Annotated in this window: 14 protein-coding genes and 1 pseudogene; 4 read left to right on the forward strand and 11 right to left on the reverse strand. The window is 60.0% G+C overall.

Annotated elements, in window-relative coordinates; all coding sequences use genetic code 11:
• Positions 1-33: 33 nt before the first annotated feature.
• The 4 genes from ACIPSK_RS10185 to ACIPSK_RS10200 form a co-directional block, all read right to left on the reverse strand.
• Positions 34-837 carry a TIM barrel protein gene (locus ACIPSK_RS10185; RefSeq protein ID WP_017968729.1) on the reverse strand — a complete coding sequence of 268 codons (804 nt, stop codon included), beginning with the start codon at positions 835-837 and terminating at the stop codon, positions 34-36.
• Positions 838-921: 84 nt separating this feature from the next.
• Complete coding sequence (locus ACIPSK_RS10190) at positions 922-1,716, reverse strand: ATP-binding cassette domain-containing protein (RefSeq protein ID WP_017968730.1); 795 nt, start codon at positions 1,714-1,716, stop codon at positions 922-924.
• 2 nt (positions 1,717-1,718) lie between these two features.
• A complete protein-coding gene (locus tag ACIPSK_RS10195; RefSeq protein WP_017968731.1) occupies positions 1,719-2,840 on the reverse strand; it encodes an ABC transporter permease in 1,122 nt (373 codons plus the stop codon).
• A 123-nt stretch (positions 2,841-2,963) separates the two neighbouring features.
• On the reverse strand, positions 2,964-3,911 hold the full coding sequence (locus tag ACIPSK_RS10200) for a sugar ABC transporter substrate-binding protein (RefSeq protein ID WP_017968732.1): 948 nt from the start codon (positions 3,909-3,911) through the stop codon (positions 2,964-2,966).
• Positions 3,912-4,086: 175 nt separating this feature from the next.
• On the opposite strand from ACIPSK_RS10200, the gene ACIPSK_RS10205 reads away from it, so the two are divergent.
• Positions 4,087-5,082 carry a LacI family DNA-binding transcriptional regulator gene (locus tag ACIPSK_RS10205; protein WP_017968733.1) on the forward strand — a complete coding sequence of 332 codons (996 nt, stop codon included), beginning with the start codon at positions 4,087-4,089 and terminating at the stop codon, positions 5,080-5,082.
• A 147-nt stretch (positions 5,083-5,229) separates the two neighbouring features.
• On the opposite strand, the pseudogene ACIPSK_RS10210 reads toward ACIPSK_RS10205, so the two are convergent.
• Positions 5,230-5,346 (reverse strand): annotated as a pseudogene (locus tag ACIPSK_RS10210) (transcriptional regulator); the annotation flags it as partial.
• A gap of 234 nt (positions 5,347-5,580) precedes the next feature.
• Between ACIPSK_RS10210 and ACIPSK_RS10215 the strand changes: the two are divergent.
• The 3 genes from ACIPSK_RS10215 to ACIPSK_RS10225 are packed head-to-tail and all read left to right on the forward strand — an operon-like array spanning position 5,581 to position 7,560.
• Entirely contained in the window at positions 5,581-6,366 is a 786-nt protein-coding gene (locus ACIPSK_RS10215; RefSeq protein ID WP_162117632.1) for an SDR family NAD(P)-dependent oxidoreductase, read from the forward strand.
• A 13-nt stretch (positions 6,367-6,379) separates the two neighbouring features.
• Positions 6,380-7,159, forward strand: coding sequence for a MoaF C-terminal domain-containing protein (locus tag ACIPSK_RS10220; RefSeq protein WP_162117633.1), 780 nt, complete (start codon positions 6,380-6,382; stop codon positions 7,157-7,159).
• 11 nt (positions 7,160-7,170) lie between these two features.
• On the forward strand, positions 7,171-7,560 hold the full coding sequence (locus ACIPSK_RS10225; RefSeq protein WP_017968736.1) for a nuclear transport factor 2 family protein: 390 nt from the start codon (positions 7,171-7,173) through the stop codon (positions 7,558-7,560).
• 21 nt (positions 7,561-7,581) lie between these two features.
• On the opposite strand, the gene ACIPSK_RS10230 is transcribed toward ACIPSK_RS10225, so the two are convergent.
• From ACIPSK_RS10230 to ACIPSK_RS10255, 6 genes are read right to left on the reverse strand one after another with little or no spacing between them, the layout of a single operon-like run.
• Positions 7,582-8,523, reverse strand: a complete 942-nt coding sequence (locus ACIPSK_RS10230) for a helix-turn-helix domain-containing protein (protein ID WP_446532923.1) — start codon at positions 8,521-8,523, stop codon at positions 7,582-7,584.
• A gap of 10 nt (positions 8,524-8,533) precedes the next feature.
• Positions 8,534-9,250 carry an SDR family NAD(P)-dependent oxidoreductase gene (locus ACIPSK_RS10235; protein ID WP_162117635.1) on the reverse strand — a complete coding sequence of 239 codons (717 nt, stop codon included), beginning with the start codon at positions 9,248-9,250 and terminating at the stop codon, positions 8,534-8,536.
• A 15-nt stretch (positions 9,251-9,265) separates the two neighbouring features.
• The gene (locus ACIPSK_RS10240) at positions 9,266-9,985 is read right to left on the reverse strand and encodes an ABC transporter ATP-binding protein (RefSeq protein WP_162117636.1); all 720 of its coding nucleotides are present in this window, start codon (positions 9,983-9,985) and stop codon (positions 9,266-9,268) included.
• Positions 9,985-10,689 carry an ABC transporter ATP-binding protein gene (locus ACIPSK_RS10245; protein ID WP_162117637.1) on the reverse strand — a complete coding sequence of 235 codons (705 nt, stop codon included), beginning with the start codon at positions 10,687-10,689 and terminating at the stop codon, positions 9,985-9,987. The genes ACIPSK_RS10240 and ACIPSK_RS10245 overlap by 1 nt, the downstream gene beginning before the upstream one ends.
• Positions 10,686-11,723: a branched-chain amino acid ABC transporter permease gene (locus tag ACIPSK_RS10250; protein WP_170282754.1), complete on the reverse strand. Its 1,038-nt coding sequence runs from the start codon at positions 11,721-11,723 to the stop codon at positions 10,686-10,688. The genes ACIPSK_RS10245 and ACIPSK_RS10250 overlap by 4 nt, the downstream gene beginning before the upstream one ends.
• A complete protein-coding gene (locus ACIPSK_RS10255; RefSeq protein ID WP_162117638.1) occupies positions 11,720-12,586 on the reverse strand; it encodes a branched-chain amino acid ABC transporter permease in 867 nt (288 codons plus the stop codon). The genes ACIPSK_RS10250 and ACIPSK_RS10255 overlap by 4 nt, the downstream gene beginning before the upstream one ends.
• Positions 12,587-12,604: the final 18 nt, after the last annotated feature.

Here is a 12,604-nt window from a genome sequence, read left to right on the forward strand (position 1 = left end):
TCCATGATATGTAAGTGTTGACTATCGAAATCTTCAAACCGTGAAGGCGTCGCGGAAACGGGCAAGCGCCGTCTCATCGTCGCCGGAAGCCCAGGCCTCCATGCCGATCGTGCCGCGATAGCCCATATCCTTGAGCGCACCAGCAATTGCCTTGTAGTTGATCTCTCCGGTACCCGGCTCCATGCGCCCCGGAACATCCGCCACCTGGATTTCGCCGATATGAGGCAGAGCGCGCCGGCATAGCTCGATCAGGTTTCCTTCGCCGATCTGAGCGTGATAAAGGTCGAGATTGAGCTTCAGCGCCGGTCGGTTTACCGACGAAACGAGCGCAAGCGTATCTTCGGCCTTGGCAAACGGTGTCTTTGGGTGATCGACTGCCTCATTGAGGTTTTCGAGCACGAAGGTGACGCCCTCTTTGTCGCCGAGGTCGGCGATACGGCTAAGAGTATCGCGCGCCTTGAGCCACATGGCGCCCGTCACCTTGTCGGCCTTGACCACCGGCAGACCCTGGCCGTCGAGACCGGTCCCATGCAGGTTGAGGCGCGGGCAGTTGAGCTCTCTGGCGATCGGGATCGATTGCTTGGCCGTTCGCAGCAATTCGTCTGCGCCCGCGTCATCGGCGAGCGTACCGGTCACATAGCCCGTCATTGACGAGAAGACCGCTCCTGATCTTGCAAGGGCGGCGATGTCATGTCTCGTCCAATCCCAGATCTCGGCCTGAAAGCCGAGTTCGGTGATGCGCTTGAGCCTGTCGACGACCGGCAGCGACTTGAAGACCATCTCGGCACAGATGGCGAGCGTGAAGGGGGATGAGGCATTCGACGAGCCTTCGTACATGACCGTATTCCATGATTGATGATTGAGTGAAAGGCGGCGACGGCCCTTGAAAGCCAATCGAACGCCGTCTCGGAAGCAAGCCGGCTAGATCGTGCCGCCGAGTTCTTCGGACAATTGCTGCAGTTCCTTGCCGCCGGCCATGAGGTTCTGAAGCTCATCCATCGCGATATCAGCCTTGGCAAAAGTGCCAAGCGTCTGGCCGCGATTGAGGATGGTGAAACGGTCCGCCACCGCGTAAGCATGGCGAACATTGTGGGTGATGAAAATGACGCCCAATCCGTTCTGTCGGACCTGGTGGATGTATTTCAGCACCATCGAGGTTTGCGCCACGCCGAGCGCCGAAGTTGGCTCATCGAGAATGAGGATCTTGGCGCCGAAGTAGACCGCACGCGCAATCGCAACGCATTGGCGTTCGCCCCCCGACAAGGTGCCCACTGCCTGATTGGGATCGCGGATATCGATGCCGATCTTGCGCATCTCTTCACGCGTGACGTCGTTGCAATGCGTAAGGTCCAGGTGACGGAAAGGGAAGAAGCCTTTGCGAGGCTCCCGGCCCATGAAGAAGTTACGGGTGATTGACATCAGCGGGATCATGGCAAGGTCCTGATAGACAGTCGCAATCCCCGCATCGAGCGCGTCGCGCGGACTGCGGAAATTGACCGGCTTGCCTTCGACCAGGAACGAACCTCCGCTTGGGCGGACGACGCCGGAGAGTGTCTTGATCAAGGTGGATTTGCCCGCGCCGTTGTCACCGAGGAGACAAAGTACTTCTCCGGCCGACACCTGCATCGACACGCCGTTGAGCGCAATCACGGAGCCGTAGTGCTTGATGATATCGGTCACTTCGATGATCGGCGTTCGATTGTTGATATCAGACATGATCAGCGCTCCCCGGTAACCTTGCGGCGGATGAAATTGTTGAAGAGAACGGCCAGCAGCAGCATCGAGCCCAGGAAGACCTGAAACCAGTCGGAATCGAATTTGGTGTAGGTCAGGCCGATCGAGACCGAGCCGAAGATGATCGCGCCGAAGAAGGCGCCAATCGCCGAACCATAGCCGCCGGTCAGCAAGCACCCACCAATGACGGCGGCAATGATCGCCTCGAACTCTTTCTGAAAGCCGCGTCTGGCGTCAGTCGAGCCAGCATCGAGCACGGTGATGATGGCAACCAGAGCTGCCGCGCATGCTGTCAGCGCAAACAGGCCGGTCTTAACTCTGTGAACGGGCACGCCGGAGTTTCTCGCCGCATTGGGATCGCCACCGGCGGCAAAGATCCAGTTGCCCGTGCGGGTGCGCAGGAGGACCCAGGTCGCAGCCAGCGCAAGCGCGACAAACCACAATACGGAGACCGGGACGCCCGTGACCTTCGGCATGCCGTTGGGGAACTTGTCGATCAGATCGTGATCCGCGAGCCAGACAAATGCGCCCTTCAGCGCATCCCCGGAAAAAAAGCCAAGCAGCGGACTGTCTTTGACACGATCGCTGATGCCGCGAAGCTGCGTCGAACCGCCCGTTGCCCATTTCAGGCCGACGAGCGTCAGGCCACGGAGAATGAAAAGGAATGCCAGGGTCACGATGAAGGACGGAAGGCGCGTGCGAATGACGATCTGCCCATTGATCGCTCCCATGAACGCGGCGAAGAGCATCGTCATGACGATGGCAACCGAAAGCGGCTGGCCGAAATTCGTGAGGATGACGCCGAAGATCAGTCCGGCAAAGGCCACCATCGAGCCGATCGAGAGATCGAACTCTCCTCCGATCATCAGAAGCGCTGCTGCAATGGCAAGGATTCCCAATTGCGAGGCCGGCGCCATGATGGTCATCAGGCCGGAAAGCGAAAACATCGTCGAATCTGCGGTAAGAAAGAAAAAGACGATGACGAGAACAAGGCCTGCCACAGCACCAAGCTCTGGCCGCCGCATCATATGCGTCAGAAAGCTCACTTGTTTGACGCGCTCATCGGTCTTCGGCGCAGCTGCCGTTCTCTGCTCAAGCGAAGCCATAACTCCTCCGACTGGATCGTAATTTAGGGTGGCGGGGCGCTGTTCGGCAGCGCGCTCGGTCAGCCGAACCCCCTCCCCACAAGGAGGAGGAGAGTCCGGGAGAATGCCTGACGGCAATTGCGGTCAGCGAATGCCCTTGGCGGAAAGATCCACAACTTGGGCAGCCTTTTCCTTGGTGATAAGGTTCGGGCCGGATGGAACATTCCCCCCCGGGATAAGCCCGTATTTGGCGTAGTTGGCCAAAAATACGACGGGCAGATAACCCTGTAGGAACTGCTGCTGATCGATCGCAAAAGCTGCCTTCCCATCGGCCACGGCCTTCAGGAAATCAGCTGAAAGGTCGAATGTCGCCACCTTGATCTTGCCGGTCATTCCGACATCCTCGACGGCAGCCAGGGACGGCTCGCCGGCCGTGCCGGCACCGAGCGCCATGACAGTGTCGACGGCAGTATTGGAACTCAGCGCCGCCTTGACCTTCGCGCGGACATCTGCCGGATCGTTGCTGACGGGTAGTACCGTGACCTTGCCGCCGAAACCGTCGGCAAAGCCCTTGCAGCGCAGATCGAGCGAAACATTGCCGACCTCCTGGTTCACGCACAGGCCTTCCTTGCCGCCCAGCTCTTGCAGCTTCGCGCCGGCGGCCTTGCCGGCGGTATATTCGTCCTGGCCGACATGGAGAAGTGCTCCCAGCTCCTTTGAAACGTCAGAACCGGAATTGATGGAGATAACCGGGATACCGGCGGCGACAGCCTTCTTGATCGATGGGCCGAGTGCCGAGGCGTCTGGAATGGAGACGATAAGCCCATCGGGCTTCTGATTGACGGCAGCATCGATGAGCTGCCCCATCGACACCATGTCGAAGGTTTCCGGAGCGCGATAATCGACGCTGGCACCCATGTCCTTCGCCGCTGCGTTGACGCCGTTCTTGACGACCGACCAGAACGGATCATTGGCTTGGCCGTGGGTGACGGCGACGATGCGAATGTCAGCCGCGTTGGCGATTGCCGAAGAGCACATGAGCACAGCAGCAACGGCCGCACTCGTGAGAAGCGATTTCACACCGAATTTCATTTTACCCTCCCAAAACACAGTCCGCTCCATGCGAACTTGCGAATGCTACCGGTAGCAACTCCTATTGCACCCGGTAGCAAGCTCGACAAAACTACTTTATTGTCGACAAAAATCAAGCATCCATTCCATTTTTATTTTTTTGTGGAATATTCATTCCATTCAAGAGGAGGCAGTCATGCGCAAACGGGCGACGGCGAAAGAGGTGGCGGAAGCCGCCGGCGTGTCGAAATGGACCGTCATCCGTGCGTTCACGCCAGGTGCGTCCATTGCGGACGCAAGCCGGCAAAAGGTGCTTCGGGCGGCGGAGACCCTGAACTATTCGCCCAACCTGCTTGCCCGAAGCCTCGCGACGAACACCACCCATCAGGTCGCCGTCTTCGTCGACGACTTCGCCAATCCGCATAAGCTTCCGGTTCTGGAGACGCTGACCGAGCGCCTGCAGGCGGAGGGTCTGCTGACAGTATTGATCAACATCAACCGCCATTTCGATCACGTTCACGCCTTGATCAATGCTGACCAACGACAATTCGATGCCGTGATCCTGTTCGGTACGGCCTTTCGCGAGGAAACGCTGGGTGATCGACGGCTTGGCCGAGGTTTCCCCCCGATGTTCGTTCTTGCGAGAGACAGCCAAATCCCCGGCGTTCCCGCGATTGCCTGCGATGCAGAAATCGCTCTCAGCGAGATCGTCGATTACCTCTTCGACAAGGGCTATCGCCGTCCCGGCTTCATGACCGGGGCGAGAACCCTGTCGACGGCGCTCGGCAGGCGTCATCACTATGCAAATTTCTGGCGACGAAAAGGTGTCGAAGGCGTCACAGAATTGGCCGCGGAAAGATACAGCGCCCTGGCCGGCGCCGAATCGGCACGCACTTATCTGAACGCAACTTCGCCCGGATCGCGCATCGATGTATTGATGTGTGAAAATGATATTTTGGCGCTGGGAGCGATGGACGTTGCCCGCAGAGAGTTCGGTCTTGGGGTTCCGCAAGACTTGGCAGTCGTCGGCTTCGACAATATCGAACTCGGCGGGGCTCCTGCCTACGAACTAACCAGCTACGAACAGCCCACCGACGAGATGATCAACGCCATGGTCGCAATGATAACGGGCAAGCGCGATGCCGAAATGGTTGTCATGCGGGGACGGCTTGTGCCGAGGTCATCGGCATGAAGTGTCTCAAGGATCTTCCCGGGAGCACCTCGCGTCGCACTTCGATCGAACGGTGGTCATCCCGCTCTTGATGGGAATTGAACCGCAAACCCTGTGCTCTGGTGGCCCCTGGGAGGGGCGCCGATGAATCTCATGCTGACAAGATTCGTCTTGGGCTATTACGAACTTGAGATCCATGTCTCCCCAGATCCAATTCGGATTGGAATTGACTATTCGCCGCGCAGATCCGTACTCAACGGCAAAGCTGCGCTGCACTTTTCTCACTTTGAGAAGCTTGGATGTCCGCGGTGATGTTTCGGCGACGTTTTCAGCATCGCAACAAGCCCTGCAGATAACCACTATCGCGCTGCCGGTCTAAGCCCTTGCTCGGCCCGTGGCGCGAGGCCTTAGACTCGAAACCAACATCTGTGCACGCTCAGTCAAAACCAATTGCAGACGTGGACACGACGGCTCCGCTGCTTTCGGCCATGATGTTCCTCAAGGGTGAGAGGAGACATCATGCGCTTCAAGAACAAGACGGCCTTGATTACGGGCGGGGGAACGGGAATCGGTGCCGCGGTTGCGCGCCGGATTCGGTTGGAGGGTGGCAACGTTGCGCTCGTGGGGCGGCGTCCGGACCCACTTCACGCCGTTGCCGAAGAGATCGGAGCCGCGGTCGTTGTCGCCGATGCAGCTGACGGCACCAGCATGAAGACTGCCGTCCTTGCCATCGCCGAGCAGTTCGGCGGACTGGATATTCTCGTGGCCAATGCCGGGGGCCACGGTGTCGGTCCCACGGTCAGCATGTCGGACGAGACTTGGGATCTGGCCATCAGGCTCAATCTCAATACGGCCTTCGTCAGCGCGCGCGAGACGTTGCCGCATCTGATCGAGAGTAAGGGCAATATCGTCGTGCTTGCCTCGATCGCGGGACTTTTTGCCGGTCCGGATGCCGCGGGCTACGTCACCATGAAACACGGCTGTATCGGCCTGGCAAAGTCGCTGGCTCGGGACTACGGCCGTCTTGGCGTGAGGACCAATACTGTTTGCCCCGGCTGGGTGACGACCGCGATGGCCGACGAGCAGATGGAATTCATCATGGAAAAATTCAAACTGAAGAGCATCGAGGACGCTTATGCCCTGGTGACGAAGGACGTGCCGCTTGGCCGCCCCGCAACGCCTGAAGATGTCGCCAATGCCGTCTGCTTCTTGGCCTCGGCGGAAGCCACGATGGTCAACGGTGCCATCCTGACCGTCGACGGCGGAGCCGGGACCGTCGATCTGCCCACGCTCGCATTCACCTGAGGAGGAGACGATAATGAACCAGAATCCGAAAGACTGGAAAACCTACGATCAGTTCGCATATGGGATCGACGCGAACCGTCTGCCGGCGACGAATGCCCTTTCCGGCTCATCCCACACGATCGTCTTTGACGATGCTCGCAAGCTTCAACTCACCTTCCACGAAAACAATGTGCAATGGTCGGACGGCGATGACAGCGCGACCGACAAGGTCGAAGTCATCGAGGTCGCGCCCGACACCTTCTTCGTCGAAGTCATTTTCGCGGGTCGACCCAAAGAAGCCGAGACCTTGATCCTGAACGTTTCCAGCCGCCGCGTTCTGTCGATCTATTCGATCGTGCGCGAAAAGGAGCAATCCATCGGAGAGCCGCAGGTGGCGCAGATTTTCCGACCCGGCATTCTCGAAGGCGGCGTAGTGAGCGGACCGGTGCCGGTCGAAAGCCGCGACCTGATCGGGCTGAGAGCACATTTCACCTATAGCCCGAACCACGTCTACGAACATACCTATCTCTCGTCGCAACGCTATGCATGGCAATGCCTTGTCGGCGTGCAGCGCGGGCACGGTGACGTCGACCTGACGACCACCTATAAGTTCGACGACGACCAGTACATCTTCACCTTCCGGGAATTCAAGATCGCTGTCGCCTCGACATTCTTCTACAATTTCAAAGATATGCGTTCGACCGGCAAATTCCTTGGCATCACTGGTGATGGCCATATCCAGAACAGCCCGGCCGGTGCCTTCATCCGCAAGGCGTCGATGACCTACTATCTCCCCGGGCAGGAACCCGTCTGAAAGGCAGAACGATGCGCACAGCCTATGAAATCGTGAAGGCACACTACGACGCCAACGCGCGCCGGGATATGGACGGCATGCTTGCCGACATCGCCGCCGATTGCCGATGGACGGAAATGGATGGCTTTCCCTGTGCCGGCACCTATGTCGGTCCGCAAGAGGTTTTCAAAAACGTTTTCTTCGCACTCGGAGAAGCCTTCGACGGCTACACGTTCGCCCTGGAACGGCTGCTGGATGCAGGCAGCGACGTGATCGGAATCGGTGATTATGCCGGGACTTACAGACAGACCGGCAAGTCCTTCAAGGCGCGTGTCGTTCACGTCTGGAGCGTCGCAGACGGCAAGATCCGCCGCTTCGAACAATTCACCGACACGCTGCGTGTGGCGGACGCAATGCGATAAACGCGTGGCGGCCTCGCGAATTCACGCCGGGCCGCCCTTTCGCCAGTCGGAGGGCGAAAGCGCATAGCGGCCACGAAACGCCCGGGAGAAATGCGCGCTCGAAGAAAACCCGAGCCCAAAGGCAATCTCGGATATTTCGCCTAGGCGGCATGCCGCGTCACGGAGCCGGGACGCGGCTCTTTCCAGTCGCAGGCTCCAGATATAGTCGGCCGGTGTCGTGCCCTCGGCCTCAAATGCACGATAGACATAGCGTACGGAGCAACCCATGCGGCGCGCGATCATGGCGACGTCGAGATCGGGCCGAGAAATGTGGTCCGAGACGAAGTCCTTCATACGCCTTCGCAGCAGGTCGAGGGAATGGGCGCTTGATCGTTCCCGTTGCGGATCGACGCCGATCATGGTGCGAACCAGTTCGATCATCGTCTGGCCGAGACTGGCGCGTGCGGTATCGTCCAACTCGCTGATCTCCCGGATTGTCGAATCCATCAGCGAAAGCAGGATGCGCTGCATCCCCGCATGTTCGGGCATGGCGACAAATGGCTCCATCAGCCGGTTGACCGCTTGAACTGGAAGCGCGCCACGCGGCAATTGCAGGAGAAGCAGGCGGACAGCCGTTCTGTTGGTCAGCACATAGGGACGGCTTGGATCATACATGATGCTCGCGCCGGCGCCGACTGGAACGCTACGGCCATTTTGGTTGAGGGACGAAAAGCCATGTGTCTGTATGACCAGTTTGATGGCATCGGGAGAGTCCGAGCCGAGGGTCACGCGCTCGCCAAAAACCGTGTGCGGATCGGCTTCCAGCAGCGTCAGGCGGCAGGCACCGAGCATTGCCGACAACAGCCGGCTTTGATCTTCGTCACCCGATTGAAAATCGAGCCGCACATTGCCGAACAAGCTGCGGGCAACGCTCGGAAAATCCCTTCCCCCTGCAACTTTAACGGATGAGAAAACCGGTTCCATGCTGTCTTCCTCATGAGGTCAGGTAGCCGCCGTCGACCGGCAGGCAGACGCCGGTTATGTAGCGTGCCGCCTCGGACGACAGGAAGACGATCGCGTCGGCGACTTCCGCCGCCTCGCCCCATCGTCCCGCCGGTATGCGGTTTCTGATCGGCGCCGAAAAGACTTCATCGGCAAACAATGCCCGGCTCAGCGGCGTTACGATCCAGCCTGGCGCGACGGCGTTGACGCGGATATTCTCCGCCGCAAGTTCCTGCGCCAACGACTTTGTCAGTTGTACGATCGCTCCCTTGCTGGCCGAATAGCCTGGCCGATCGGCCGCGCCGAACGTCGAATACATCGACGCAATGTTGATGATGGACGATCCGGTTTTCATCCGGCTGCGGCCCAAGCGACAACAATCCATGACGGATGTCAGGTTGATTGCGATGACCTCATCGAATGTCTCTTTCTTCCACTCGTCACGATCGCGGCTGACCCCGGTGCAGTTTACAAGGACATCGATCTGATTGAGGCTCGCGAAGAAATCGTCGAGAGCGCCGGGCTGAAGGACGTTGATGTCCCGGCTCTCGATCCGCTCGCTGCGTGGTCCGCCGGCGGCGCCAAGGCCGCAGCAGACGACCCGGGCACCGAGCGCAGCAAAGCGCTCAGCCGTCGCAGCCCCAATGCCCGATGTTCCGCCGGGAATGACGACCGTGCGGCCAGTAAAAAGATCGTCGGCAAAGGTCATCGTCTCTCCTTGAGATCAGCTTGCCAGATAGGCGCCATGCAGGATTTCGGGATTGGCCTTCAACGTTTCGGAGGCACCGTCATAGACCAGCCGGCCGCGCTCCATGACCATCGCGTGGTCGGCAAGATCGAGAGCAAGATTGGCGAACTGTTCGATCAGGAGCACGCCGATGCCGTTTTGGGCCGCAATCTTCAGCGCTTCCGCCAGCCGTTTCACCACAGCCGGCGCCAGCCCAAGCGAAAGCTCGTCGACCACCATGAAGCCCGGCTTGGCGATGAATGCCTGTGCCATCGCGACCATCTGCTTCTGCCCCCCTGAGAGATCGGAAGCCAGCTGGCGTTTGCGCTGGGCAAGTTCCGGAAATATCTCATAGGCCCTTTCAAGCCCCTCGCGGCGACCGGATGGTGACCCGTCGAGGGCGGCAACGAGGATGTTGTCTTCCACCGAGAGCTGGCCCAGCACCCGATGCCCCTCCGGCACCAGCGCCAGGCCGGCCCGGCGTATGCGATCGGGCGAAAGCCCGTTGAGTGACTTCGCATCGAGCCGTATCGCGCCGCCAGCGACTGGCAGGACGCCAGCAAGCGCCATGACAGTGCTGGATTTGCCTGCGCCGTTGGCACCCAGCAATGCCGTGATTTCTCCACTCCGTATTGCAAAGGAGACATCGTGAATGACCCGTTTGCCACCGCGCTCGACTGCGAGGTTTTCGACGGCCACGGATGAGATCGCTGCCATCAGAATTCCCCCAGATAGGCGCGACGCACGTTCGGGTCGGCAAGCACCGCTTCCGTCGGCCCCAGCGCCAGCAGCTTTCCATAGTCAAGCACCATCGTTTCGCTGCACATGGCGCGAATGAGCTCGACGTCATGATCGATCACCAATACTTGCGCCCCGACTTCGGTGGGGATGCGCAATACGAGTTCGCGAAACATCCCACCCTCCTCTTCGGTCAAGCCGGCTGCGGGCTCATCGAGCAGAATGAGCTTGGGATTGCCGATCACGCATTTGCCGAGTTCGACCAGACGGCGCTGGAACAGATTGAGCGACTGGCCCAGCTTATCGGCCACGGTGCGAAGGCCGACAAAAGCAAGTGCGGCATCGACGGCCGCCGCACGGTGAAGTGGTGCGACGACGTGATCTGCGATTGCGGCGAGATTGCCCGACACCGACAGGTCCTCGACGACCTGCTCGGTCTGAAAAGACCGCCGGAGGCCGGCGCGGACGCGCTGCAGCGGGGCAAGATCCAGCAGTTGATCGCCATTCAGTGCGATGCTGCCTTGAGCCGGCCTGACAAAACCGGAGAGAACATTCAGCAGGGTTGTCTTCCCCGCACCGTTCGGGCCAATCAGGCCGGCGATCGGCGCAACGAGTGTCGCAGTCAGTTCATTGATCGGCCTGACGCCGCCGAACTGGACGACGAGATTGTCGATGGCGATCATCGCGCCCTCTCCTTTGCCGAACGGAATTGCAGCCGGGTGACCAGCGAGGCGATCTGCCCGGCGATGCCAGATGGTGCCGTCGCCAATGCCTGGAACAGCGCAACGCCGAAAATCCCGATGGTCACATATCCGTCGATGCCGAGATCGGTCAGCAGTGCCGGCACCGCCCGCAACAGCAGCCCGGCAATCAGCGCTCCGTACCAGTTGTAGACGCCGCCGACGATTGCCAGCGCGAAGAGGTTCAAGCTCTCGAAGGCGCCAAAGGCGCGACCGTCGAGCTGGCCGACGTTTCCGGCCAGCAGTGCACCGGCGACACCAGCGAGGAAGCCGCTGAGCGCAAACGCCCATGCCTTATAGGTCAGCACATTGACGCCGCTCGCAATGGCGACCGTCTCGCCTTTGCGGATCAGAGCCCAGGCGCGGCCTGGTCGCCCCAGCTTGTGCCATTGCGCGATCAGCAGAGCGATCGTCGCAGCAAGGCAAACATAGAGAAAATAGCCGACCGCTCCCTCGGCAATTCCGGGCCGGGGAAGCATGGCGCGGCCCGAACCGTCGGCGCGGCCGAGAAAACCGTCGCCACCGTCGGGAAAGCCCCAGGCGCTGATGATGATCTGAAACGCGCCCGCCAGCATCAGCGTGACAAGGGCAAGATAAAGCCCTCTCAGGCGCAGCGCCGGCAAGCCGAAGGCAAGGCCGACCAAGGAAGCGATGATACCTCCGGCCAGAAGGCTGACCTCGAACGGCGGGTGAAAAGCGTGGCCGACACGAAGCGTTACCCAGCCGCCAACCCCCACGAGCGCAAATTGGCAAAGCGAGACAAGGCCGAGCTGCCCATAAAGGATTGCCAGGCCCGCCACCGAGAGCGACAGCGCCACCGCCGACGTTGCGGCCGACAGCCAGTAGGAATTGGCAAAACACATGACCACGGCGGCAAACAGAGCCATCGTCGCGGGAACCTGGAGAAGCTGTTTGGGAAACCGGGCCACCGGAACGCGCTCGGGCAATGCCTGTATGGTCTGCTGCGAAGTCATCATCGGTCCTTCAATACGGCCTTGGCCGTACTCCCCAAGATCGTGACCGCGACGAGCGCGATAATGAAAGGTGCGGCCGCGCGATAGGGCGATATCCAGGCGACCGGGGTGAGCGCAGCTTCGGCAATGCCGATCAGAAGCCCGGCGGCGGCCGTTTGCCAAAGCGAGCGCAACTGGCCGAGAATTGCCGCCGCGATTGCTGGGATCACCAGCAAAGTCAGGAACGTGCCCTGGAGGCGGACGAGGTCGGCAAGCAGCAGGCCGGCGAAACCGGAAAAAATGCCGGTAATGACCCATGCCGCCGTTTCTGTGTAGAGAATGCGAACACCGAGGATTGCGCTCAGGTCGCGGTCGTTGGCCAGGGCTCGCATGTCGAGCCCAAGGCGCGTCCGATTGAGCAGCAGCGTGATCGCGCCGACCATGACGACGGCAAGCAGGATAGCGATGATGCGAGTGTACGTGAGGCGAACGCCGAAGAGAGAAGCGAACATCTGATCGGTCGGAAACTGCAGGCGACGCGGCAGTTCACCCCAGATGATCCCCATCAGTGCGATCAGCACCAGGGCCGGCGCCAAGGTACCGACTGCACGCACGACCGTATCGCGATGCGATAGCATAGGTGCAAAGAGCCGCCCGTAAAGAAAGCTGGTGGCCGTGGACACGACGACGGCCGCGAGGATGGCCACGGAAAGCGGCATTTTCCATTCGAGAAGCTGCCAGGCGCAATGCGCGCCGATAGCACCAAACGCGCCGAAGGCGAAGTTAAGGACACCTGTCGCCCGGAAAAGCACGACGAGGCCGACGCCAGAGAGGGCATAGACGGCCCCAATTCCGAGACCCGATATCAGAAATGGTAAAAAGGTCATGAGCGGATTCCGATGTGC

The organism is Rhizobium sp. LARHSG275 (assembly GCF_052871115.1).

Excerpts from the sequence above, each read along its gene's own strand:
- ACIPSK_RS10240 (WP_162117636.1), bottom strand. The coding sequence starts at position 9,985 with ATGGCAGCGATCTCATCCGTGGCCGTCGAAAACCTCGCAGTCGAGCGC.
- ACIPSK_RS10250 (WP_170282754.1), bottom strand. The coding sequence starts at position 11,723 with ATGATGACTTCGCAGCAGACCATACAGGCATTGCCCGAGCGCGTTCCG.
- ACIPSK_RS10255 (WP_162117638.1), bottom strand. The coding sequence starts at position 12,586 with ATGACCTTTTTACCATTTCTGATATCGGGTCTCGGAATTGGGGCCGTC.
- ACIPSK_RS10245 (WP_162117637.1), bottom strand. The coding sequence starts at position 10,689 with ATGATCGCCATCGACAATCTCGTCGTCCAGTTCGGCGGCGTCAGGCCG.
- ACIPSK_RS10235 (WP_162117635.1), bottom strand. The coding sequence starts at position 9,250 with ATGACCTTTGCCGACGATCTTTTTACTGGCCGCACGGTCGTCATTCCC.
- ACIPSK_RS10195 (WP_017968731.1), bottom strand. The coding sequence starts at position 2,840 with ATGGCTTCGCTTGAGCAGAGAACGGCAGCTGCGCCGAAGACCGATGAG.
- ACIPSK_RS10205 (WP_017968733.1), top strand. The coding sequence starts at position 4,087 with ATGCGCAAACGGGCGACGGCGAAAGAGGTGGCGGAAGCCGCCGGCGTG.
- ACIPSK_RS10200 (WP_017968732.1), bottom strand. The coding sequence starts at position 3,911 with ATGAAATTCGGTGTGAAATCGCTTCTCACGAGTGCGGCCGTTGCTGCT.
- ACIPSK_RS10215 (WP_162117632.1), top strand. The coding sequence starts at position 5,581 with ATGCGCTTCAAGAACAAGACGGCCTTGATTACGGGCGGGGGAACGGGA.
- ACIPSK_RS10185 (WP_017968729.1), bottom strand. The coding sequence starts at position 837 with ATGTACGAAGGCTCGTCGAATGCCTCATCCCCCTTCACGCTCGCCATC.
- ACIPSK_RS10225 (WP_017968736.1), top strand. The coding sequence starts at position 7,171 with ATGCGCACAGCCTATGAAATCGTGAAGGCACACTACGACGCCAACGCG.
- ACIPSK_RS10220 (WP_162117633.1), top strand. The coding sequence starts at position 6,380 with ATGAACCAGAATCCGAAAGACTGGAAAACCTACGATCAGTTCGCATAT.
- ACIPSK_RS10190 (WP_017968730.1), bottom strand. The coding sequence starts at position 1,716 with ATGTCTGATATCAACAATCGAACGCCGATCATCGAAGTGACCGATATC.
- ACIPSK_RS10230 (WP_446532923.1), bottom strand. The coding sequence starts at position 8,523 with ATGGAACCGGTTTTCTCATCCGTTAAAGTTGCAGGGGGAAGGGATTTT.